This window comes from Variovorax sp. CCNWLW235 (assembly GCF_037204085.1).
Classification (GTDB): Bacteria; Pseudomonadota; Gammaproteobacteria; order Burkholderiales; family Burkholderiaceae_C; genus Variovorax.
In genome coordinates, this window is sequence record NZ_JBBCBW010000027.1 from 34,721 (window position 1) to 56,517 (window position 21,797).

Annotated in this window: 19 protein-coding genes and 1 pseudogene; 7 read left to right on the top strand and 13 right to left on the bottom strand. The window is 65.7% G+C overall.

Translation table 11 applies throughout. The features are described from left to right. Positions 1 to 172: 172 nt before the first annotated feature. The 11 genes from asd to V9L21_RS23110 form a co-directional block, all read right to left on the bottom strand. Positions 173 to 1,024: an archaetidylserine decarboxylase gene (asd, locus tag V9L21_RS23060; RefSeq protein WP_258505166.1), complete on the bottom strand. Its 852-nt coding sequence runs from the start codon at positions 1,022 to 1,024 to the stop codon at positions 173 to 175. Between the two features lie 151 nt (positions 1,025 to 1,175). Next, positions 1,176 to 2,168 carry a Bug family tripartite tricarboxylate transporter substrate binding protein gene (locus tag V9L21_RS23065; RefSeq protein ID WP_258505168.1) on the bottom strand — a complete coding sequence of 331 codons (993 nt, stop codon included), beginning with the start codon at positions 2,166 to 2,168 and terminating at the stop codon, positions 1,176 to 1,178. A gap of 35 nt (positions 2,169 to 2,203) precedes the next feature. Further along, complete coding sequence (locus tag V9L21_RS23070) at positions 2,204 to 3,292, bottom strand: lactonase family protein (protein WP_337315176.1); 1,089 nt, start codon at positions 3,290 to 3,292, stop codon at positions 2,204 to 2,206. After that, positions 3,289 to 4,275: a Bug family tripartite tricarboxylate transporter substrate binding protein gene (locus V9L21_RS23075; RefSeq protein ID WP_337315177.1), complete on the bottom strand. Its 987-nt coding sequence runs from the start codon at positions 4,273 to 4,275 to the stop codon at positions 3,289 to 3,291. The genes V9L21_RS23070 and V9L21_RS23075 overlap by 4 nt, the downstream gene beginning before the upstream one ends. Before the next feature lie 70 nt (positions 4,276 to 4,345). After that, complete coding sequence (locus tag V9L21_RS23080) at positions 4,346 to 5,107, bottom strand: SDR family NAD(P)-dependent oxidoreductase (RefSeq protein ID WP_337315178.1); 762 nt, start codon at positions 5,105 to 5,107, stop codon at positions 4,346 to 4,348. Between the two features lie 30 nt (positions 5,108 to 5,137). Beyond that, positions 5,138 to 6,745 (bottom strand): galactarate dehydratase, encoded by a 1,608-nt coding sequence (gene garD / locus V9L21_RS23085; RefSeq protein ID WP_337315179.1) that lies wholly within the window; start codon positions 6,743 to 6,745, stop codon positions 5,138 to 5,140. A 34-nt stretch (positions 6,746 to 6,779) separates the two neighbouring features. Beyond that, on the bottom strand, positions 6,780 to 8,078 hold the full coding sequence (locus V9L21_RS23090) for a TRAP transporter large permease (protein WP_126747414.1): 1,299 nt from the start codon (positions 8,076 to 8,078) through the stop codon (positions 6,780 to 6,782). Further along, a complete protein-coding gene (locus tag V9L21_RS23095) occupies positions 8,069 to 8,515 on the bottom strand; it encodes a TRAP transporter small permease (protein WP_260590673.1) in 447 nt (148 codons plus the stop codon). Before V9L21_RS23095 ends, V9L21_RS23090 begins: the two co-directional genes overlap by 10 nt. 200 nt (positions 8,516 to 8,715) lie before the next feature. Then, entirely contained in the window at positions 8,716 to 9,684 is a 969-nt protein-coding gene (locus V9L21_RS23100) for a TRAP transporter substrate-binding protein (protein ID WP_258505176.1), read from the bottom strand. A gap of 35 nt (positions 9,685 to 9,719) precedes the next feature. After that, entirely contained in the window at positions 9,720 to 10,619 is a 900-nt protein-coding gene (locus tag V9L21_RS23105) for an SMP-30/gluconolactonase/LRE family protein (RefSeq protein WP_337315180.1), read from the bottom strand. A gap of 8 nt (positions 10,620 to 10,627) precedes the next feature. Then, the gene (locus V9L21_RS23110; RefSeq protein ID WP_337315181.1) at positions 10,628 to 11,461 is read right to left on the bottom strand and encodes an NAD-dependent epimerase/dehydratase family protein; all 834 of its coding nucleotides are present in this window, start codon (positions 11,459 to 11,461) and stop codon (positions 10,628 to 10,630) included. 189 nt (positions 11,462 to 11,650) lie between these two features. Here V9L21_RS23110 and V9L21_RS23115 point away from each other — a divergent pair, with 189 nt between their 5' ends. From V9L21_RS23115 to V9L21_RS23140, 6 genes are all read left to right on the top strand, one after another. Continuing rightward, positions 11,651 to 12,466, top strand: a complete 816-nt coding sequence (locus V9L21_RS23115; protein ID WP_258505179.1) for a FadR/GntR family transcriptional regulator — start codon at positions 11,651 to 11,653, stop codon at positions 12,464 to 12,466. A gap of 81 nt (positions 12,467 to 12,547) precedes the next feature. After that, complete coding sequence (locus V9L21_RS23120; protein ID WP_337315182.1) at positions 12,548 to 13,525, top strand: Bug family tripartite tricarboxylate transporter substrate binding protein; 978 nt, start codon at positions 12,548 to 12,550, stop codon at positions 13,523 to 13,525. 142 nt (positions 13,526 to 13,667) lie between these two features. Continuing rightward, entirely contained in the window at positions 13,668 to 14,579 is a 912-nt protein-coding gene (kdgD, locus tag V9L21_RS23125) for a 5-dehydro-4-deoxyglucarate dehydratase (protein WP_258505181.1), read from the top strand. A gap of 48 nt (positions 14,580 to 14,627) precedes the next feature. Beyond that, a complete protein-coding gene (locus V9L21_RS23130) occupies positions 14,628 to 15,077 on the top strand; it encodes a nuclear transport factor 2 family protein (RefSeq protein ID WP_337315183.1) in 450 nt (149 codons plus the stop codon). 28 nt (positions 15,078 to 15,105) lie between these two features. Continuing rightward, positions 15,106 to 16,461, top strand: coding sequence for a glucarate dehydratase (gene gudD / locus V9L21_RS23135; protein ID WP_337315184.1), 1,356 nt, complete (start codon positions 15,106 to 15,108; stop codon positions 16,459 to 16,461). Between the two features lie 83 nt (positions 16,462 to 16,544). Then, positions 16,545 to 17,981, top strand: coding sequence for an aldehyde dehydrogenase family protein (locus V9L21_RS23140; RefSeq protein ID WP_337315185.1), 1,437 nt, complete (start codon positions 16,545 to 16,547; stop codon positions 17,979 to 17,981). A gap of 21 nt (positions 17,982 to 18,002) precedes the next feature. On the opposite strand, the gene V9L21_RS23145 is transcribed toward V9L21_RS23140, so the two are convergent. After that, a complete protein-coding gene (locus V9L21_RS23145; protein WP_337315186.1) occupies positions 18,003 to 19,244 on the bottom strand; it encodes an MFS transporter in 1,242 nt (413 codons plus the stop codon). A 100-nt stretch (positions 19,245 to 19,344) separates the two neighbouring features. On the opposite strand from V9L21_RS23145, the pseudogene V9L21_RS23150 reads away from it, so the two are divergent. Further along, positions 19,345 to 20,157, top strand: a pseudogene (locus V9L21_RS23150) (LysR family transcriptional regulator); the annotation flags it as partial. Positions 20,158 to 20,206: 49 nt separating this feature from the next. Here V9L21_RS23150 and V9L21_RS23155 read toward each other — a convergent pair. After that, a complete protein-coding gene (locus V9L21_RS23155) occupies positions 20,207 to 21,760 on the bottom strand; it encodes an ABC transporter permease/substrate-binding protein (RefSeq protein ID WP_337315187.1) in 1,554 nt (517 codons plus the stop codon). Between the last annotated feature and the right edge of the window lie 37 nt (positions 21,761 to 21,797).

The window sequence follows — 21,797 nt, forward strand, 5'->3', positions numbered from 1 at the left end:
ATCATCTCCTCGGGGCTGGGCGGGCCATCGGTCCTGGTGGCAGGGCCGGTGCCTCGCGTTCTTGTTGGCTTGCTATGGCCGCTCGTTGGTCGGCGACTATAGCGCAAGGATCAGGATGCTACTAGTTTTATAGCTACGGGTGCATGCTGCATGCGGGCCCTGAGACAAAGCCTCACAAATTGACAAAATCGGCCATGGCTTCGCCCAGGCGAACGGCACGGGTGGGCGACCAATCGGGGTTGAACACCAGCGCGGGCGCCGGGAACAGCATGACCACGGTGGAGCCGAGCAAAAAGCGGCCCATCTCGTCGCCCTTCTTGAGCACGATCTCCTGGTCGGCGTAGTTCCATTCGCGCAGCTCGCCGCCGCGCGGCGGATTGACCACGCCGTGCCACACGGTGGCCATGCTGCCGACGATGGTGGCACCCACCAGCACCAGCACGAAGGGGCCGCGCCCGGTTTCGAAGACGCACACCACGCGCTCGTTGCGCGCAAACAGCCCGGGCACGCCACGCGCCGTGGCGGGGTTGACCGAGAACAGGTCGCCGGGCACGTAGATCATGCGCAGCAGCCGGCCGTCGCATGGCATGTGAATGCGATGGTAGTCCCTCGGGCTCAGGTACAGCGTGGCAAAGCTGCCGTGCGCAAAGCGGGCCGCCAATGTCGAGTCGCCGCCGACCAGCGCGGTGGTCGTGTAGTTATGGCCCTTGGCCTGGAAGATCTGGTCGCCCTCGATGGCGCCGAACTGGCTGATTGCGCCGTCCACCGGGCACACCAGATCGGCGTCGGCCAGGGGGCGCACGCCCGGCTTGAGCGCGCGCGTGAAAAACTGGTTGAAGCTCTTGTAGTGGTTGATGTCCGACTCGAGCGCTTCGCCCATGTCGACACCGTACTTGGCCACGAAGCGCCGGATGATCCACGTGGTGACGGCGCCGCGTTCCTTGCCTGCGACCCAGCCGGCAAAATTTGTCAGTGCCTGCTTGGGAAACAGGTATTGGTGCAGTACGGCTGAGCGGTCGGACACGTGTGAATGGCCGGGCAGGCCTGGAATGCAAATCGGAGGGGCATTCTATAAAGGCCCCCGGCGTCCGGACGTAGGAAGCTTCCCTTGTATCGCGCACCCGGCCCACCGGGCGCGCAAGCGGGGAGGGGGCTCGCCGGCCCCCTGGGCGAAATCAATCCGCCTTGATGCCCGCCGCCTTGATCACCTGGGCCCACTTCTCGACTTCGGATTTCTGGAAGGCCGCGATCTTTGCCGTGCTCAGGTCCGCGGGCTCCATGCCGAAGCCCTTGAGCTTCTCCTGCATTTCGGGCGTTGCAAGAATCTTGCGGATCTCGGTGTGCAGCCGGTCGACGATGGGCGCCGGCGTGCCCGCGGGCACGAAGATCGCCTGCCACGACAGCACCTCGAAGTCCTGCAGGCCCGCAATGCCGGACTCCGCAACCGTCGGCACGTCGGGCATCGAAGCCAGGCGCTTGGCAGAGGTGACGGCAATCGCGCGCAGCTTGCCGCTCTGCACGTGCGGGCCTGCCACCACGCTGGTGTCGAACATCATGTCGACCTGGCCGCCGATCACGTCCTGGATGGCCGGGCCGCTGCCCTTGTACGGAATGTGCGTGAACTTGACGCCGGACTTGAACGCCAGCAGCTCGAGCGACAGGTGCTGCGACGTGCCCGTGCCGGCGGACGCCGACGAAAGCCCGCCCGACTTCGTCTTGCTGGCTTCCAGCACGTCCTTCAAGGTCTTGTAGGGGCTCGCCTGGTTCACCACCAGCACCAGCGGGTTGGTGCCGATGAGCGTGACGGGCGCAAACGACTTCTGCGGGTCGTAGCCGAGCTTAGGGTACAGGCTGATGTTGATTGCGTGCGAGCTGATCGTACCGCCCACCATCGTGAAGCCGTCGGGTGCGGCGCGCGCGCCGATTTCGGAGCCCACGCTGCCGCCGGCGCCGCCCTTGTTGTCGATGATCACGCTCGTGCCCAGCACCGTGCCGAGCTTCTGCCCGATCAGGCGGGCCAGCACGTCGGTGGTGCCGCCCGCAGGGAACGGCACGAGATAGGTAATGGCCTTGCCTGTGGGCCAGTTGCCGGTGCCCTGCGCGAAGGCGGGCAGGCCCACGGCAATCGAAGAGGCGAGGGCGGTGCGGATGAGTGTGCGGCGTTGCATGGCGAGGTCTCCTTTGATGATGTTGCGGGTCGTCGTCACGGCGTGTCGACGATTTCGATCCAGTTCGGGTTCTTGCCCACGCTGATGCGCGAAGGCTTGCCCAGGGCGCCGGTCGCCGGGTCGATGGCGTACAGCGCAACGCTGTGCGACTCCTGCCCGGCGGCAATCAGGTAGCGGCCGCTCGAATCGATGGCGAAGCCGCGCGGCGTTTTTTCGGTCGGTGTCTGGCCGAGCGGCTTCAGCTGACCGGTGGACGGGTCCACCCTGAAGGCCGAGAGCGTGCTCGACGTGCGTTCCGATGCATACAGAAAGCGACCGTCGGGCGTCAGGTGCAGATCGGCCGCCCACGGCTTGCCGGTGAATCCGGGCGGCAGCGTGGTGGTGCTCTGCTCCAGCTTGAGCGTGCCGCGCGCGGCGTCCCAGGCGTACACGTGCAGGCTCGCGTCGAGTTCGTTCAGCAGGTAGACGCGGCGTTGCGCCTTGTCCCAGACGAAGTGGCGCGGGCCGGACTTCGCGGTGGACATGGTCAGCGGCGGATCGTTGGCCGACAGCAGGCCCTTGTCCGCATCGAAGCGCCAGCTCGATACGTTGTCGCCGCCCAAGCTGGTTGCAAGCACGAAGCGGTTGCTCGCGTCCGCGTGGACGGCGTGCGCGTTCGGCCCGGTCTGCACCAGCTGCTGGATTGCGCCCGCGGCACCATCTTTGCCGATGGCGTTGACCGAGATCTTGCCGCCTTGGTAGGACGCCGCGAAGAGCCATTTGCCGCTTGCATCGAGATCGATGTTGGCCATGCTGTCGGCCAGGGGCGCTTCGCCGATTTTCTGCAGCTTGCCGGTGGCCGGGTCGATCGACATGCTGACCACGCGGAACGGCTGCGAACGGAGCGCGGCATGCAGCACGCGCTTGTCGGGGCTCACCGCCATCGGCATCACGGTGCCGCCGACATTCAGTGCCTGCACCGGCTTGAGCACGCCGAGCGAGCGGTCGAGTTCGAGCACCGAGACCTCCTGGCTGTCGGCGTTGGACACATAGACCCAGGTGCCCGCCAGGGCGTGGCCCGCGGCAGCCAGCGACAGCAGCGCAACCGCGCCACGCAGCGTGCAAAGAGTGGGCTTGCGGTTCATGGCTTGATATTGAGTTTGGCGATCAGCGCCTTGAAGTAGGCGTTGTCCTTGGCCAGCGTTTCCTTGAACACCGCGCCATCGGTGTAGACATAGCCGAGGTTCTGCTTGTCCATCACTTCATGCATGAGCGGCTCGGCCGCCGTCTTGGCCGTGATCTCGCGCAGCTTTGCCATCACTTCGGGCGGCGTGTTCTTGGGCGCGCCAAGGCCGCGCCAGGTGCCGATCGACAGGTCGATGCCACGCTCCTTGGCGGTGGGCACCTTGTCGAAGCCCTTCACGCGCTTGTCGGCCATGACCATCAGCACCTTGAGCTTGCCGGACTGCACATGCGTCGTCACTTCGGCCGGGCTCACCGCCACCGCCTCGATGTGTCCACCCAGCAATGCCAGCACCGCGGGTGCCGCGCCCTGGAAGGGAATGTGGCCGAACCTGGTGCCGGTCTTATCTTCCAGCGCTGCCGCGGCCAGGTGCCAGATGGAACCATTGCCCGAGTTGCCGACGCGAACGCTCTCGGGCGACTTCTTTGCCGCGGCCAGGAACTCCTCGATCGTGTTCCAGGGCGCGTCGGCCTTGACGGTGATGGCGGCCGGGTCGGCATTGAGCTGCGCAATCGGCTGGAAGTCGTCGTAGTTGAACTTGGCCAGGCCCAGGTGCGGCAGCGTGAGAAGCTCCACCGTCAGCACCGCGAGCTTGTAGCCGTCGGGCCGGGAGTTGATCACCTCGGTCCAGCCGATGGCACCGCCGGCGCCGGGGCGGTTGACGATCACGATGCTCTGCGACGTGTGCTTGCGGCTCGCTTCGGAGAACGCGCGAGCCAGGCCGTCCGTGCCGCCGCCCGGCTGGTAGGGCACCAGCAGTTCGATGGCGTGGTTCGGAAAGTTGTTGCTGTTGCTCTGGGCCGTGGCCAGCGCCGCGTAGCCGAGCGAGAGGCTTGCCGTCGCCGAAAGGGCGGCCAGGCCGCGCAGGAATCTGTTTCTTCTCATTGGTTGTTGTCTCCGTTATTGATCTTGATTCCGCAAGCCTCGGGGAAAAAGGCTGAAATTCGTCTGGCCGTCAGGGCATGTATTGCCCGCCGTTCACCTCGATCACCTGGCCCGTCACGTAGCCCGAAAGCTGCTCGGAGGCCAGGTAGAGGAAAGCGCCCACGCATTCGTCCGGCGTGCCGATGCGTCCCATCGGAATGCCGGCGCGGAACGACTCGAGCATGGCGGGCGTGGAAAAGCGGTCCTGGAACGGTGTCTGAATAACGCCGGGCGCGACTGCGTTCACGCGGATCTTGTCGCCGACGAGCTCCCGTGCGAGCCCGTGCGTGGCCGTGCTCACGAAGCCCTTCGAGCCCGCATACAGGTAGGCGCCGGGGCCGCCGCCGGTGCGTGCCGCAACCGACGTCACGTTGATGATGTTGCCGCCGCCGTGGGTGCGCATGAGCGGCACCACCTCGCGCGCAAACGCGAGCACCGAGCGTGCGTTGATGTGCATCACTTCGTCGAACAGCGCATCGTCGAACTCCGCAATGGGCACGCGCTTCACCAGGCTGCCCGCGTTGTTCACCAGCACGTCGATGCGGCCGAAGCGCGTGGCGGTCTGCTTCACGCATTCGCGGATGGCGGCGGTGTCGAGCACGTCGCCCTGCAGCGCAAAGGCGTCGCCGCCGGCCTTGCGAATGGTCTCGACGACCTGGTTCGCGGCATCGGCCGAGCTGTTGTAGTGCACCGCCACGCGCATGCCGCGCGCAGCGAACGCAACGGCCACGGCCGCGCCGATGCCGGTGCTGGCGCCGGTGATGAGCGCTGTCTTGCCTTTGAGGTCTTCCATGGTGTTTCCTTTCGAGGTCGTCGAATGAAGTCAGGTCACGGGTGCGGGGTTGAACAGCACCAGCGCGTTGTGCAGCTTCCACTGTTCGGCCCAGGTTTTCTTCCTGCCGCTGGCCACGTCGAGCATCAGGCGGAACATTTCCCAGCCCACGTCTTCGATGGTGGCGTCGCCGTCGGCAATGCGGCCTGCGTTCACGTCCATCAGGTCGTGCCAGCGACGCGCAAGGTCGCTGCGCGTGGCGACCTTGATCACCGGCACCTCGGCCAGGCCGTAGGGCGTGCCGCGGCCGGTGGTGAACACGTGCAGGTTCATGCCGGCGGCCAGCTGCAGCGTGCCGCAGATGAAATCGCTGGCAGGTGTTGCGGCGTAGAGCAGGCCTTTCTGCCTTGCCTTTTCGCCCGGCGAGACCACGCCCGAGATCGGCGCGCTGCCGCTCTTGACGATCGAGCCCATGGCCTTTTCGACGATGTTCGAGAGCCCGCCCTTTTTGTTGCCCGGCGTGGTGTTGGCGCTGCGGTCGACGCGGCCGCGATCCAGGTAGGCGTCGTACCAGGCCATCTCGCGGATCATGGCTTCGGCCACCTCCGGCGTTGTGGCGCGCGAGGTGAGCTGGTCGATGCCGTCGCGCACCTCGGTCACTTCCGAGAACATCACGGTGGCGCCGGCGCGCACCAGCAGGTCGGTGCAAAAGCCCACGGCCGGGTTGGCCGTGACGCCAGAGAACGCATCGCTGCCCCCGCACTGCACGCCCACCACCAGCTCACTGGCCGGCACGGTTTCGCGCCTGCGGGCGTTCAGCCGCTCCAAGTGTTCTTCGGCCTGCCGCATGATCGAGTCGATCATCGACATGAAGCCCACGTGCGCGTCGTCCTGCAGGCACACCACGTCGAGTTTTTCGTCGGCGGTGGTGCCGATGTCGGCCACATTGCGTTCGTCCACCAGCGCAATGCTGCCGGGCGGCAGCAGGCGCTCGGGCTGCAGCTTTTCGCAGCCCAGGCTGATGACCATCACCTCGCCGCCGAAGTTCGGGTTGAGGCTGATGTTGCGCAGCGTACGGATCGGGATGACCGCATCGGGCGCATCGATGGCCACGCCGCAGCCGTAGCTGTGCGAAAGGCCCACCACATCGTCGACGTTGGGGTACTTCGGCAGCAGCTCGGCCTTGATGCGCTGCACCGCAAAGTCGACCACGCCCGCCACGCATTGCACGGTCTGGGTAATGGCGAGGATGTTGCGCGTGCCCACCGATCCGTCGAGGTTGCGGTAGCCCTCGAAGGTGTAGCCCTCGAGCGCCGGCTGCACGGGCGGCTTGACGGTGGCAATTGGCAAGCCCTCGAGCTCGCGCGCGGCGGGCATCTTGAGCAGCCGCTCGTGTACCCAGCTGCCGCGCGGAATGGCCTTGAGCGCGTAGCCGATCACCACGTTGTAGCGCACGACCGCGTCGCCCTCGGCCAGGTCGGTCAACGCGACCTTGTGGCCCTGCGGCACGTTGTCCACCAGCACCAGCCCGTCGGCGAACGTGGCGCCCGCCTTCAGCCCGCCGTCGTTGGCAACAATGGCGACGTTGTCCGCCGCGTGCATGTGGATGCGGTGCGGCGGGCGCGCCGCCGCGGAAGAGGGGAGTGGTGAGTCGGCCATCGGGAAACGGGATTCGCGTTGCTGGTCTTTGCTGTTACTTCACCGCGTTGACGAGGTCAGGCAGCCACATCGAGAACGCCGGCACGTAGGTCACGAGCATCAGGCAGATCAAAAGAGCACCATAGAACGGCCAGATCGACCGCATCACCTGCCCGACCGATACCCCTCCGATCGCACAGCCTATGAACTGCGTGGTGCCCACCGGCGGCGTGTTCAGGCCGAGCGCGCAGTTGATCAGCATGACAATGCCGAACTGCACCGGGCTCATGCCGAACTGCATGGCAATGGGCAGGAAGATCGGCGTGCAGATCAGGATCGTGGCCGCCATGTCGAGGAAGGTGCCCAGCACGAACAGCAGCACGTTGATCATCAGGAAGATGACCCACGGATCGCTCGAGACGCTGGTCATGAGCTCGCCGGTCTTCTGCGGCACTTCGTACAGCGCCATGAAGTAGCCGAACGCGGAAGAGATGCCGATCAGCAGCAGCACCACGCCGGTCGTCTTGCATGCCTTGGCGCAGGCCTTGAGAAAGTCCTTGCGGCTGAGCGAGCGGTAGACGAGCACCGTGACGCCCAACGCCCACAGCACGGCCGTTGCGGCCGATTCGGTGGCGGTGAACACGCCCGACAGAATGCCCACCAGGATGATCACCACGATCATCAAACCGGGCAGCGCGCCGATGAACGCCGCCAGCACCTCGCCCCAGCCGGGGAAGGCGCCGCGAATCGGATAGCCCCGGCGGATCGCCACGTAGTAGGCGGCGGCCAGGTTGCACACCGTGAGCAGCAGCGCCGGAATGAGGCCCGCCAGAATCAGGCTCAGCACGCTGACCGACGCAATGCCGGTGGTCGCGAGCGTGAAGATGATCAGGTTGTGCGACGTGGGCATCAGCGCACCCACCAGGGCCGCGTGCGTCGTCACGTTGACGGCGTAGTCGGCGTCGTAGCCTTCCTTCTTCATGAGCGGAATCATCACCGAGCCCATGGCCGAGACGTCGGCCACCGGCGAGCCGGCAACGCCGCCGAACAGCGTGCAGCCGATCACGTTGCTCATGCCCAGGCCGCCGCGCACGTGGCCCACCAGGCTGTTCGCAAAGCGGACGATGCGCTGCGCGATGCCGCCGTAGAGCATGAGTTCACCGGCAAACACAAAGAACGGAATCGCCAGGAAAGAGAAGATCTGCATGCCGCCGACCATCTTCTGGAACACCACGGCAACGGGCAGGCCCGCATAGAGCACCGTTGCAACGGAGGCCAGGCCGATCGAGAACGCGACCGGTACGCCCAGCACCAGCAGCACCAGGAAAACGAGAGAGAGGACAGTCAGTTCCACGCGGGCACCACTTCTTCATCGCGCAGCAGGGCGACGATATGTTCAATCGAAAAAAGCACGATCAGGAGGCCCGCGATCACGAGCGCGAGATAGTCCAGACCCACCGGAATGCCCATCATGGGCTTGATGTCGGTCCACTTGAGCGAGGTCCAGATCCAGCCGCTCCACGCCATGATTCCGCCGAAGAGCGCAACCAGCGCATGAATCAGCACTTCGATCTTCAGGCGCAGCGATTCGGGCAGCAGCACCACCAGCGAGTCGAGCCCGATGTGGCCGGCATCGCGCACGCCCACGGCAACGCCAAGCGCGGTGACATACAGCACCAGCTGCAGCGCAAGGCCTTCGGCCCAGGTCGGCGTGTCGTTGAAAACATAGCGGCCGACCACCTGGTACTGAACGCACACGATGATGGTGATGAGCATCGCCACGGCGAGCATCAGGCTGGCCTTGGAGAGAAACGCGCAGAAGCGGGAATAGGCGTGGTTGGACGGAGGGCGTCCGTTCGGATTGACCAGGTCTTCGAGCTCGACCGGCACTCCGGTCGCCATCGTGTCTACCGCGGGAACGGTAAGTGTCATGGGAATTTCCCTGAATATGGGTGGGGCCCTCCCCGCAGAACGGGAAGGGCCGGGGCGCGCTACTTGTTGTCTTGCACGGCCTTGACCAGGCGCTGCAGGTCAGGCGTCGAGATGAACTTCGTGTAGACCGGCGTCATGGCCGAGCGGAACGAGGCCTTGTCCACGTCGGCAACGATCTGGGCGCCGCCCTTGGTCACGACTTCGAGCGACTTGGCTTCCTGCTCGTCCCACTTCTTGCGCTGGAACGCGACCGATTCCTTGGCCGTGGCGCGGAACAGGTCCTGGTCGGCCTTGGGCAGCTTGTCGTAGATGGCCTTGGACATCACGAGCATTTCAGGTGCCATGGAGTGTTCGGTGCGCGAATAGAACTTCACTGCTTCGTAGTGCTTGAAACCGTCGTACGAAGGAATGTTGTTTTCGGCAGCGTCGATGAGACCGGTCTTGAGCGCGGTGAACACCTCGCCAGCGGGCATTGGCGTGGCGTTGGCGCCCATGGCGCTCACCAGTGCAACCCACAGGTCGGACTGCTGCACGCGGATCTTCAGGCCCTTGGCGTCGGCCAGCGTCTTCACCGGCTTCTTGGCGTAGATGGAGCGTGCGCCGCTGTCGTAGAAGGCGAGGCCGACCAGGCCTTCGTGCTCGCAGCCCTTCAGGATTTCTTCGCCGATGGGGCCGTCGAGCGACTTGCGCATGTGGGCGATCGAGTCGAACAGGAAGGGCATCGTCGGCACCAGCGTCTTGGGGCAGATCGAATTCAGCGCGCTGATGTTCACGCGGTTCATTTCGAGCGCGCCGATCTTGACCTGGTCGAGCGTTTCCTTCTCGCTGCCGAGTGCGCTCTTGTTGAACACCTTGATCTTGTATTTGCCGTTGCTGCGCTTGTCGAGCAGTTCGCTCATGTGCTTGACGGCCGCGACGGTGGGGTAGTCGTCGCTGTTGTGCACGTCGGCCGAGCGGAACTCGACAGCGCTTGCCGTCATCGCGCAGGCGCTGGCGGCCAGTGCAATCAGGTGGCGGGTGTATTTCATTTGTCTTCCTCTTCGGGTTGGTGGTTAAAAAGCAATCAGAAACGGCATTCGGGTTCCGGCAGACCCTTGATGCCCGGGCGCAGCGCAAAAACGCCGCCCGCCAGCGGTTGATCGGACAGGTCGCCGCCCGGGCGGATCGATGTCACGAAGAGCGTGTCGAGTTGCGGGCCGCCGAAGGCGCACATGGCGGGCTTCTTGACCGGCACTTCGAGCGAACGGTCGAGCTTTCCCTCGGGCGTGAAGCGGTGCACCAGGCCTGCGTCGTTGCCGCAGATCCAGTAGCAGCCGTCGGCGTCGACCGCGGCGCCGTCGGGGCGGCCCGGTAGCGGCTTCATGTCGACGAACACGCGGCGGCCATGCGGAGTGCCGGTGTCGATGTCGTAGTCGAAGGCCCAGATGGTTTGAACCAGCGGATGCGAGTCCGAGAGGTACATGGTCTTGCCGTCGGGGCTGAAGGCAAGGCCGTTCGGAACGATCATCTGTTCGAACTGCGGGCGCAATGCGGCACCCGCGTTCACGTCGGCCTGGTAGCGGTACACACGACCGACCTCGTGGGCCGCCGCCATGTCCATTTGCATGGTGCCGGCCCAGAAGCGGCCCTGGCGGTCGCAGCGGCCGTCGTTGAAGCGCATGCCGTGTTCGGCATGCGCCGCGCTGGCAATGGGGCTCGCGGCCAGCGTGCCGTCTGGGCGCGTTGCGATTGCGAACAGGCCGCTCTCCATGCCGGCAATCCATTCGCCCGTGTGGCCTGCGCGCGGTGCGATGCAGGCGAGCATTTCGTCGCCGGCCCAGCGGCTGTGTTCACCCGTCGGGGCGTGCCAGCGATGCAGGTGCCTGGCCGGAATATCGACCCAATAGAGCGCCTGCTCGTCCGCGCGCCAGACCGGGCTTTCGCCGGTCGCGCATTGCACATCCAGAACGAGTTCGGCTTTCATGCCGGCAGTCATTGGGTGTCGCCGAACGGGCCTTGCGCCGTGAAAGCGCCGCCTTGGTAGATGGCGTTCGGGTCGGTCGGCGCCACGGGAGGCTGGGCCTCGACCTTGTCGCGGAACACTTCGGAGGTGTCCTGCGGCACGAAGCCCAGGTGCGCCGACGCGCTGTTGTCCCACCAGACATCGCGGTTGGCCGACATGCCGTAGACCACCGTGTGCTTCACTTCCGGCGTGAAGAGCGATTTTTCGATCAGCGTGGTGAGGTCGCGGTAGCTGAGCCAGGTGCTCATCATCCGGCGGTTGAGTGGCTCGGGGAAAGACGAGCCGATGCGGATGCTCACGGTCTCGATGCCGTAGCGGTCGAAGTAGAACTGCGCCACGTCTTCGCCGAAGGACTTGGAAAGGCCGTAGTAGCCGTCGGGCCGGCGTGCGGCGCCGGCGTCGATCCGCTCGTTCTGCTTGTAGAAGCCGATCACGTGGTTCGAGCTCGCGAACACCACGCGCTTCACGCCGTGGCGGCGGGCGGCTTCATAGATATGGAACACGCCCTTGATGTTGGCTTCGAGAATCTCTTCGAACGGACGCTCGACCGACACGCCGCCAAGGTGCACGATGGCGTCGCAGCCTTCGACCAGCGCATGCACCGCGGCTTTGTCGGAAAGGTCGCAAGGCACCACTTCTTCATGCGCGCCCTCGGAAGGCGCGACAGCGGCAATGTCGGAAAGGCGCAGGATCTCGGCATAGGGGCGCAGGCGTTCGCGCAATACCTTGCCCAGGCCGCCGGCCGCGCCGGTGAGCAGAATCCGGTGGAGCTTGTTGCTTGAAACTTGTGAGGACGTCGACATGTTTATTGGCGCGTGAATGGGTGGGTTCCTGTCGGCCGTGAATCCAGGCGGCCTGATCTGGCGGCAAACTTCATCCGGATATCGAGTCAGTCCAAATAACCGGCCGATGGATAGAGCGGCACTTACGAAGGATCGGGAGTGATAAGTTATCTGTTGTCGTACAACTAATAGGGGATTATTATCTTGACCATGGTCCAAACGGCTACGGGTAATCCCTCAATTTCGGATGCGGCGACGGAAGTCGCCGGCGGCGGCTCCTTCGTGGGGCGTGCGCGCCCGCGCGGTCTTGCTCATGGGCTGGTCGAAGACCTGGGCGAAAAAATTCGCAATCAGTCGCTGCGCCCGGGCGACAAGCTGCCCACTGAATCGGCCATCATGAAGTCGTTCGGCGTGAGCCGCACCGTGGTGCGCGAAGCGCTGTCGAAGCTGCAGGCCGCCGGCCTGGTGGAAACGCATCATGGCGTCGGCACCTTCGTGCTGCAGCCGCGCGCGGCGGGCATGTTCCGGCTCGATTCGACCGATATTGCCAACTCGGTGGATGTGCTGGCGGTGCTCGAGCTTCGCATCAGCCTCGAGACCGAATCCGCAGGGCTGGCTGCCTCGCGGCGTACGGAGGAGCACCTGCTCGCCATGCGCCAGGCGCTCGACGATTTCGAGCGCAACGTGGCGGTGGCGGGGGACACGGTGGCGCCGGACTTCCGCTTTCACCTGCAGATTGCCCAGGCGACGGGCAATCCGTACTTCGCGGACATCATGAGCCACTTGGGCACCACGATCATTCCGCGCACGCGCATCACCGCGATTCGCAACTACGACCGGCGCGGCGAGTACCTGAGCCGCGTGAACCGCGAGCATGAAGAAATCTATGCAGCAATTGCGCGCCGCGATCCCGAATCGGCCCGCGCGGCCATGCGCATCCACCTGACCAACAGCCGAGAGCGGCTGCGCGTGGCGCAGGAAGCGGCACAGCAGACGGCCGCCACCACGCCGCCGACGGCTTCCTGAACGAAATTTCCAGCAATACGCTGGACAATCGTTGTTTGTAGTTGTACGATGACTGACAACACAAACCAGCTGGAGACTTGAATGAGTTTGAAAAGACGCGATCTGATGCTCGGCGCCCTCGGCGGCGGTGTACTTGCAGCCAGCGGCGCTGCACATGCGGCCGACAACTGGCCATCGAAGCCGGTGCGTATTGTGGTGCCTTACCCGCCGGGCGGTTCGTCCGACATCATTGCCCGCTCCATCAGCCAGCCGCTGTCGGAAGCACTCGGCCAACCGGTCATCGTCGAGAACAAGCCGGGCGCCAACGGCAACCTCGGCGCCGACTACGTCGCCAAGTCCAGGCCCGATGGCTACACGCTGCTGCTGTGCGACGTGGGTGCGCTGGCCATCAGCCCATCCGTCTATACAAAGCTGCCGTTCGATCCTTCGAAGGACCTGCGTGGCGTGACCATGCTGGCCTACTCGCCGCACTTGCTCGTGGTGCACCCGTCGGTGCAGGCCAACAGCCTGAAAGAGCTGATTGCGCTGTCGAAAAAGTCGGACATCAATTTTGCCGTGACCGCCACGGGCAGCGCGCCGCACCTTGCCGGCGTGGCGCTCGAGCGTGCCAGCGGCGCGCGCTGGCAGTACGTGCCCTACAAGGGCGGCGTGCAGGCAGTGCAAGACACCGTGGCCGGCCAGACGCAGATCCTGATGAACGGCATGCTCGCCACCTTGCCGCATGTGCAGAGCGGCAAGCTCAAGGTGCTCGGCGTTTCCAAGTCGACGCGCATGCCGCTCATCGGCGAAGTGCCCACCATCGCGGAGCAGGGCGTGACCGGTTTCGAGTCCGGCACGTGGCAGGGTGTGCGGGTTGCCAAGGGCACTCCGGACGCCATCGTGCAGCGCCTCAACAAAGAGCTGATCACCGTCATCCGCTCGGCCGACATCCGCTCACGCCTTGCAGGGCAGGGCGCAGAGGTCGTGACCATGGCGCCGGCCGAAGAAGAGCAGTTCTTCGGCAAGGAGCGCGTGCGCTGGGCCAAGGTCGTCGCCGACGCCGGAATCAAGCTGGATTAAGGCTCTCCCCCAGTCTGCGCGCACTTCGTGTCGCGCGCGCCAACCCCCTTCCGGGGGCACTACCAGCGGCCCGGCAAAGCCGGCTCCGCGGTAGTCCCCGAAAAGAACGGATTCTTTTTTTATTACCCTTATTGGTGTCTCGATGAACCCTCAAGAACTCAAATCCATCATGGGCTCCGGCCTGCTCTCGTTTCCGTTGACCGACTTCGACGCGAACGGGGACTTCAACAAGAGCAGCTACGAGAAGCGTCTCGAGTGGCTTGCTCCCTACGGCGCAAGCGCGCTGTTCGCGGCCGGCGGCACGGGTGAGTTCTTCTCGCTGACGGGCGACGAGTACCCCGGCATCATCAAGACCGCGGTCGACACCTGCCGCGGCGTGGTGCCGATCATTGCTGGCGCCGGCGGCCCGACCCGCTTTGCCATCCAGTGCGCGCAAGAGGCCGAGAAGGCCGGCGCCCACGGCATTTTGCTGCTGCCGCACTACCTGACCGAAGCCGGCCAGGAAGGCCTGGCCGCGCACGTCGAGGCCGTGTGCAAGAGCGTGAAGTTCGGCGTGATCGTCTACAACCGCGCCACCAGCCGCCTCAAGCCCGAAACGCTGGCCGGCCTGGCCGAGCGCAACCCGAACCTCGTGGGCTTCAAGGACGGCATTGGCGACATCGAAGCCATGGTTGCCATCTACCAGAAGATGGGCGATCGCTTTGCCTACCTGGGCGGCCTGCCCACGGCCGAGGTGTATGCAGCGGCCTACAAGGCCATGGGCACTCCGGTGTATTCGTCGGCCGTCTTCAACTTCATTCCGAAGACCGCCGTGCAGTTCTACGAAGCCGTGCGCGACGACGACATGGCCACCCAGCATCGCCTGCTGAAGGACTTCTTCATGCCCTACCTCGAGCTGCGCAACCGCACGCCGGGCTACGCGGTGAGCATCGTCAAGGCCGGCGCCAAGATCGTCGGCCACGACGCAGGCCCGGTGCGCGCGCCGCTCACCGACCTGAAGCCCGCCGAGATGGAGCAACTGAAGGCGCTCATCGACGCGCTCGGCCCGCAGTAAGCAGAACAGCCGAAGCGACAACCACAACAACAACGGAGACAACGACACATGTTCATCAAGAAGCTTTTTCTGGTCGCTGCATCGGCCATGCTGTTCACGGGCTGCGCGATGATGCCCGCGGGCGGCGGCGCATCGGCGGAGCCGGCGGTGGCCGCAGCCGCCGAGCGTCTGCGCGTGGCCATGATCGACCCGACCCCGGCCGCCCTTGGCGCGCTGGTGGCCGACGACCTGAGCTACGGCCATTCGGGCGGCAGGGTCGACACCAAGGACAGCTTCATCGGCGACCTGGTCGCCGGTAAGTCGGACTTCGTCAGCATCACCATCACCGAGCAGACCATCAAGGTGGTCGGCGGCGACACGGCCATCGTGCGCCACACGCTGGCGGCCGATACACTGGATTCGGGCAAGCCCGGCAAGGTGGCGCTGAAGATCCTCGGCATCTGGAAGAAGCAGGGCAACGACTGGAAGTTGCTGGCCCGGCAAGCCGTGCGCATCTAGCATCCACCGTCCACCAGGTTTCGCGCAAATGACAAATCCAGCTTCCATATCTTCCGTTTCCGGCGCGCCTGTGGTCACCGGCATGCGCGTGGTGCCCGTCGCGGGCCACGACAGCATGCTGATGAACCTGAGCGGTGCGCACGGCCCGTTCTTTACGCGCAACCTGCTGATCCTGACCGACAGCGCCGGCAACACCGGCGTTGGCGAAGTGCCGGGCGGCGAGAAGATCCGCCAGACGCTCGAAGACGCGCGCGGCCTCATCGTGGGCCAGCCCATCGGCAAGTACAACGCCGTGCTCAACAGCATGCGCAGCGCCTTCGCCAACCGCGACAGCGAGGGCCGCGGGCAGCAGACCTTCGACTTGCGCGTGACCATTCATGCGGTCACTGCCGTCGAAGCGGCACTGCTCGACCTGCTGGGCCAGCACCTCGGAGTGCCGGTGGCCGCACTGCTCGGCGAAGGCCAGCAGCGCGACGCGGTGCAGATGCTCGGCTACCTGTTCTACGTGGGCGACCGCAAGAAGACCGACCTGCCGTACGAGAGCGACCCCGGCGCCGACAACGACTGGTTCCGCCTGCGCCACGAAGAAGCAATGACGCCCGAAGCCATCGTGCGCCTGGCCGAAGCCACGCATGCGCGCTACGGCTTTACCGACTTCAAGCTCAAGGGCGGCGTGCTGCGCGGCGAAGAAGAGGTGGAAGCCATTCGCGCGCTGCACGAGCGCTTTCCGCAAGCGCGCGTCACGCTCGACCCCAACGGCGGCTGGCTGCTGCAAGACGCCATTCGCCTCTGCCGCGACTTGCACGGCGTCATGGCCTATGCCGAAGACCCGTGCGGTGCCGAAGGCGTGTTTTCCGGCCGCGAGGTCATGGCCGAGTTCCGCCGTGCCACCGGCCTGCCGACTGCCACCAACATGGTTGCGACCGACTGGCGCGAGATGGTGCACAGCCTCTCGCTGCAGTCGGTGGACATTCCCTTGGCCGACCCGCACTTCTGGACCCTGCAGGGCTCCGTGCGCGTCGCGCAGCTGTGCCAGGCCTGGGGCCTGACCTGGGGCTCGCATTCGAACAACCATTTCGATGTGTCGCTTGCCATGTTCACGCACGTGGCGGCGGCCGCCCCGGGCAAGGTCACGGCCATCGACACGCACTGGATCTGGCAGGACGGCCAGCACCTGACCAAGGCGCCGCTGCAGATCGAGGGCGGCTTCGTGAAGGTGCCGACCCGCGGCGGGCTTGGCATCGAGCTCGACATGGACGAGGTCGAGAAGGCGCACCAGCTGTACCTGAAGCACGGGCTGGGTGCGCGCAACGACGCGCAGGCCATGCAATACCTGATCCCCGGGTGGACTTTCGACAATAAAAAACCATGTCTGGTCCGCTGAAGGTTTAGTCTCCCGTTTCCATTTCCGCAGCCGGACACCCAGTGCCCGGCTTCTTTCTTTTCATCGAGCAGCAAGGAAAACACATGCAAAACTTCGACAACCTGATTGGCGGCGAATGGCGCGCGGGCAGCAGCTACAGCCCCAACGTGAACCCCAGCAACCTGGCCGACGTGCTGGGCCAGTACACCCAGGGCGATGCGTCGCACGTGGAAGCCGCCGTGGCCGCCGCCACCGCCGCATTCCCCGCCTGGGCCACCGGCAGCGTGCAGGCACGCTCCGACGCGCTGGACAAGATTGGCACCGAAATCCTCGCGCGCAAGGAAGAGCTCGGCACGCTGCTCGCCCGTGAAGAAGGCAAGACCAAGGCCGAAGGCATCGGCGAAGCCACCCGTGCCGGCCAGATCTTCAAGTTCTTCGCCGGCGAATGCCTGCGGCTCTCGGGCGAGGTGCTGCCCTCGGTGCGCCCCAACATTGGCGTCGAAATCACCCGCGAGCCCGTGGGCGTCGTCGGCCTCATCACCCCCTGGAACTTCCCCATCGCCATTCCGGCCTGGAAGATCGCCCCGGCCCTGGCCTTCGGCAACTGTGTGGTGCTGAAGCCCGCCGACCTGGTGCCCGGCAGCGCCTGGGCCCTGTCCGAAATCATCCACCGCTCGGGCATTCCCGCGGGCGTGTTCAACCTGGTGATGGGCCGCGGCAGCGTCATCGGCAACGCGCTGGTCAACCACCCCGGCATCCATGCCATCAGCTTCACCGGCTCGGTGGGCGTGGGCCGCAACATCGCCATCCAGTGCGTGACCAACCACAAGAAGGTGCAGCTGGAGATGGGCGGCAAGAACCCGCAAGTCATCCTGGACGACGCCGACCTGACCCAGGCCGTGGAGCTGAGCGTGCAAAGCGCCTTCTATTCCACCGGCCAGCGTTGCACGGCTTCCAGCCGCCTGATCGTCACCGAAGGCATCTACCCCAAGTTCATCGAGGCGATGAAGGCCCGCATGGCCAAGATCAAGGTGGGCGATGCGCTGGCACAGGGCACCGACATCGGCCCCGTCTCGTCCAAGTCGCAGCTCGACCAGGACATGGAATACGTGGCCATCGGCAAGGGCGAAGGCGCCACGCTGGCCGCGGGCGGCGAGCTCCTCAAGCTGGAGACCGACGGCTACTACATGTCCCCCACGCTGTTCAGCGAAACGGCGGCCGCCATGCGCATCAACAAGGAAGAAATCTTCGGCCCGGTGGCGAGCGTGATTCGCGTGAAGAACTACGAAGAAGCGCTGGCCACGGCCAACGACACGGAGTTCGGCCTCTCTGCAGGCATTGCAACCACGAGCCTGAAGTACGCCACGCACTTCAAGCGCCACAGCCAGGCCGGCATGGTGATGGTGAACCTGCCGACGGCGGGCGTGGACTACCACGTGCCGTTCGGCGGCCGCAAGGGTTCGAGCTACGGCCCGCGCGAGCAGGGCAAGTACGCGCAGGAGTTCTTCACCACGGTGAAGACGGCCTACACGCTGGCTTGATGTTCCCCCGGCCACCCGCCTTCAGAGCGGGTGGCCGCTGCGCGCCATCGAGCGCCGCAGCCCCAGTGCAAGCAGCACACCCATCGCGCCTGCCAGTGCGACGATGACGGCCGCCGCCGGCCAGCCCATCGAATCCACCGCACCGCCCACGATCACGGGGCCGATCATCTGCCCGAGATTGCTGCCCAGCATGAGCAAGCCCATCGACATCGGTACCAGCCGCGCGCTCGGTGCCACGATGGGTGAGGTGCCGATCAGCGTTGCAGGGAGCAGGCCGCCCGCGCCCGAGAAAGCCAGGCACAGCAAGAACGCCGGCAACGCACCGAGCACCGGCAGAAAGATGCCAATGGCCGAGAGCCCCATCAACGCGCTGGCCACCGCTGCCAGCAGCCAGCGCGCCACGCCGCGTTTCAACAGCACGCCGGCTGCAAGATTGCCCGCCACATTGACGCAGCAGGCCACCGCGCTCAGCGATCCGGCGGCCGCCATGCCTACGCCCATGCGCTCGATCAGCAGCACCGGCAGAAAGCTGAAGAGCGCGAAGAACTGCAGGCTGTAGATCACGAACGAGGTCGCGATCAGCGCCGGCGCACCGGCTTTGGCGGTGGCGGCCGCATCGCGCACCATGCTGATCCATGACACCGGCGCGGCACTGGCGGTGGCACCACGCGAAACGCCAAGCAACAGCAAGACCGCGAGCAGGGTCGCAAGCGCGGCATTGCCCAGCCAGAAGCCGCGCCAGCTATCGAGCAGCGAGCCGCTGAACAGTGCAATTGCAATGCCGGTCGGCATGAAGCAGCTCCAGATTGCAAACGCCAGGTCCTTGCCGCCGGGCGAGACCATGCGCTGCAGCACCGAGGGCCCGGCAATGGTGATCAGCACGAACCCCAGGCCCTCGACGATGCGGCCGGCCAGCAGCATTGCCACGCTGTTTGCCAGCGCACCCGCCGTGCTGCCCGCGGCGATGGCCAGCAGCCCCGCAAGCACCAGGCGCCTGTCGCCGGCGCGCGCCACCCATGCGCCGACCGGCACGGCACCGGCCACGCCCAGCAGCGAGAACATCGCCATCAGCCAGCCGACCATCGAGAGGTCGAGTCCGAAATCGGCGCGCAACTGCGGCACCGCAATGGCGACCTTGCCGACCTGGAGAGAGGCCACCACACCGGCGGCCACCACCAGCGCCACGCCGCGCCAGTGCGTTGAAGAAGACGAGAGGGGAAGGGCGGCGGGCGGGGCGCCGGCCATTTCAAATTGCTTCTGCATGCCGCCACTTTGCGGCGAATGCATGATCAATGAAAGCGAATAATATCGGTCAAGTCAATCGATTGAGAAGATCATGCTGGACATCCTCACGCTGAGCCAGATGCAGATGTTCGTCGCCGTGGCGGACGCCGGGAGTTTTCGCGCCGGTGCCGCGCGGCTGCACCGCGTGCAGTCGGCCGTGAGCCATGCCATCGCCAATCTCGAAGAGCAGCTCCAGGTGCGGCTCTTCGACCGTTCCGGCCACAAGCCCGTGCTCACGCCCACGGGCAAGGCGCTGCTTGGCGACGTAAGGGTCATCCTGTCGAAGGTCGAGGCGTTGCGCTCGCGCGCGCAGGGGGTCGAGCAAGGCATCGAGCTGGGCCTGGCGATAGCGGTCGACACGCTTTTTCCGCCTGATCTTCTGGCCAGCGCGCTGCGCGGCATGCATGCGGTCTATCCGAGCATTGCCATCCGCGTGGAATACAGCTCGATGGGCGGCACCATCGATGCATTGAGTTCGGGACGGTGCGATCTGGCCATTGCGGCCTTCGGCCATGCCGAAGAAAAAATCAGCCGCGAGTTCCTGATGGTGCTGCATACGCTGGCGGTAGCGGCGCCTTCCCATGCGCTGGCCGTCCATGCGCGGCAACGCGGCGCCAAAGGCCTGGACACCGCCGCGGCGGAGCACGTGCAAATCGTGGTGGAAGACCCGAGCACGCTCAGCCAGGGCTACGACATCGACGTGCTTTCGCCTTCGACCTGGCGCGTGACCGACATGTACGCCAAGCTTGCGTTGCTGCGCGCGGGCCTGGGGTGGGGAAAGATGCCCTCATGGCTCGTGGCGGACGACCTGGCCGCCGGAACGCTGGTGCAATTGCCGGTAAGCCGCATCGGCCCTGAAGGCGCAACCAGCCAGCAGTGCCACTTTTGCCACCGTGCCGACAAGACACTGGGCGCAGGCGCCGCGCTGCTGCGCGAGTGCCTCATGGCGGAAGCGAAAGCGGCGACGCCCGGCGGCGGCGCCGCATCAGCATTTCCACGAGCTCGAAAATCCCCTCGCTCAGCAGCGCCAGCGCCGCGGCCGGCAGCGCCCCGGCCAAGAGCAGCTCGCGGTCGTTGAGCGCCAGCCCGGTCACGATGCGCTCGCCGAATCCGCCAGCGCCGATGAACGCCGCAATGGTCGCCGTGCCGATGGCAATGGCCGTGGCCGTTCGAATGCCAGCCAGCAGCGTGGGCAATGCAAGCGGCAGCAGCACCAGCCGCAGGCTCTGCGGCGGTGTCATGCCAAGGGCGGTACCCGCCAGGCGCAGGCCGTTCGGCACTTCGGCCAGGCCGGTGACCGTGTTGCGCATGATCGGCAGCAGCGAATAGAGCGTGAGCGCAATCAATGCCGGCAGCGCACCGATGGCGCCGAGCAGCGAGATCAGCACCGCAAGCAGTGCCAGCGATGGCACGGTCTGCAAAATGCTCGCAATACCCAGCACCGCCGCGCGCAGCCGCACATGCGAAAACACCAGGATCGCGAGCGGCACGCCGATCAGGATCGCGACGCCTACAGACACCGCCACCAGCACCAGGTGCTGCCGCGTGAGCTGCCAGAGGTCGGGCCCGAACAGCTTGGCGGTGAAGCCGCGTTTGGTTTCCCTTGGCTGGGCCTTGCCGTTGTTGCCGGCGCCGGCCAGGAAGTCGCGCGCAATCGCATCGAAGGGCACGCTCTGCAGCTCGGCGCGCGCGTTCATCGCAATCATCGCGCGCTCGTCGATGCGGCCTTCGAGCGCGTGCAGCGCGGCCCATGCCTTGGGCAGCCGCGCAGGCAGGTCGAGCCGGTACAGCAGCACGGCGTCGTAGCGCGGAAAGTACTTCTTGTCGTCTTCGAGCACGCGCAGGCCCAAGTGGTCGATCTTGGCGTCGGTGGTGTAGATGTCGATCGCATCGATCTGCTTCGCGGCCACGGCTTCGTAGGCCAGGCCGTGGTCGAGGCCGGTCGGTGTCTGCGTGAAGCCGTAGCGTGCTGCAAGTCCCTTCCAGCCGTCGGCGCGGCCGATGAACTCGTTCGACAGGCCGAGCTTGAGTTCGGGGTGGCGCGCCAGGTCGCTCAGCGTGCGCAGGCCGAGCCGTTCGGCATCGGCTGCGCGCACCGCCAGCGCATAGCCGTCGTTGAAGCCCAGCGGAACGGCCACGCCCAGGCCCAACGGCGCCAGCGCCGCATTCATGGCTTCGCGCGTGTCGGCCGGCGAGCCCTTCAGGATTTCGAGCGCAATGGTGCCGGTGTATTCGGCATACACGTCGATGGCACCCGAACGCAGCGCCTCGTAGACGATGGCGGTGTTGCCCAGGCCCTGGCGCACCACGGGCGGCGATGCGGTGTGCGGCGCCGCCGTCTGCGCGAGCAGCTCGGCCAGGATGTACGACTCCGTGAAGCGCTTGGAGCCGACGCGCAGCGTGCCGTCGGCCGGCTGCGCCGATGCGGTGGCGCCGAGCCAGGCCAGGGTGAACAACAGCCAGGCGGTGCGCAGGATGCGGTGGGGCAGGTGCATCGGGGGCCAGTGTATAGAGATCGAAGGCGGCCAGGGT

Excerpts from the sequence above, each read along its gene's own strand:
- V9L21_RS23115 (WP_258505179.1), top strand. The coding sequence starts at position 11,651 with ATGGTCCAAACGGCTACGGGTAATCCCTCAATTTCGGATGCGGCGACG.
- V9L21_RS23120 (WP_337315182.1), top strand. The coding sequence starts at position 12,548 with ATGAGTTTGAAAAGACGCGATCTGATGCTCGGCGCCCTCGGCGGCGGT.
- V9L21_RS23145 (WP_337315186.1), bottom strand. The coding sequence starts at position 19,244 with ATGCAGAAGCAATTTGAAATGGCCGGCGCCCCGCCCGCCGCCCTTCCC.
- garD (WP_337315179.1), bottom strand. The coding sequence starts at position 6,745 with ATGGCCGACTCACCACTCCCCTCTTCCGCGGCGGCGCGCCCGCCGCAC.
- V9L21_RS23155 (WP_337315187.1), bottom strand. The coding sequence starts at position 21,760 with ATGCACCTGCCCCACCGCATCCTGCGCACCGCCTGGCTGTTGTTCACC.
- V9L21_RS23100 (WP_258505176.1), bottom strand. The coding sequence starts at position 9,684 with ATGAAATACACCCGCCACCTGATTGCACTGGCCGCCAGCGCCTGCGCG.
- V9L21_RS23080 (WP_337315178.1), bottom strand. The coding sequence starts at position 5,107 with ATGGAAGACCTCAAAGGCAAGACAGCGCTCATCACCGGCGCCAGCACC.
- V9L21_RS23075 (WP_337315177.1), bottom strand. The coding sequence starts at position 4,275 with ATGAGAAGAAACAGATTCCTGCGCGGCCTGGCCGCCCTTTCGGCGACG.
- kdgD (WP_258505181.1), top strand. The coding sequence starts at position 13,668 with ATGAACCCTCAAGAACTCAAATCCATCATGGGCTCCGGCCTGCTCTCG.
- V9L21_RS23070 (WP_337315176.1), bottom strand. The coding sequence starts at position 3,292 with ATGAACCGCAAGCCCACTCTTTGCACGCTGCGTGGCGCGGTTGCGCTG.
- V9L21_RS23105 (WP_337315180.1), bottom strand. The coding sequence starts at position 10,619 with ATGAAAGCCGAACTCGTTCTGGATGTGCAATGCGCGACCGGCGAAAGC.
- V9L21_RS23140 (WP_337315185.1), top strand. The coding sequence starts at position 16,545 with ATGCAAAACTTCGACAACCTGATTGGCGGCGAATGGCGCGCGGGCAGC.
- V9L21_RS23065 (WP_258505168.1), bottom strand. The coding sequence starts at position 2,168 with ATGCAACGCCGCACACTCATCCGCACCGCCCTCGCCTCTTCGATTGCC.
- gudD (WP_337315184.1), top strand. The coding sequence starts at position 15,106 with ATGACAAATCCAGCTTCCATATCTTCCGTTTCCGGCGCGCCTGTGGTC.
- V9L21_RS23110 (WP_337315181.1), bottom strand. The coding sequence starts at position 11,461 with ATGTCGACGTCCTCACAAGTTTCAAGCAACAAGCTCCACCGGATTCTG.
- V9L21_RS23130 (WP_337315183.1), top strand. The coding sequence starts at position 14,628 with ATGTTCATCAAGAAGCTTTTTCTGGTCGCTGCATCGGCCATGCTGTTC.
- V9L21_RS23095 (WP_260590673.1), bottom strand. The coding sequence starts at position 8,515 with ATGCTCGCCGTGGCGATGCTCATCACCATCATCGTGTGCGTTCAGTAC.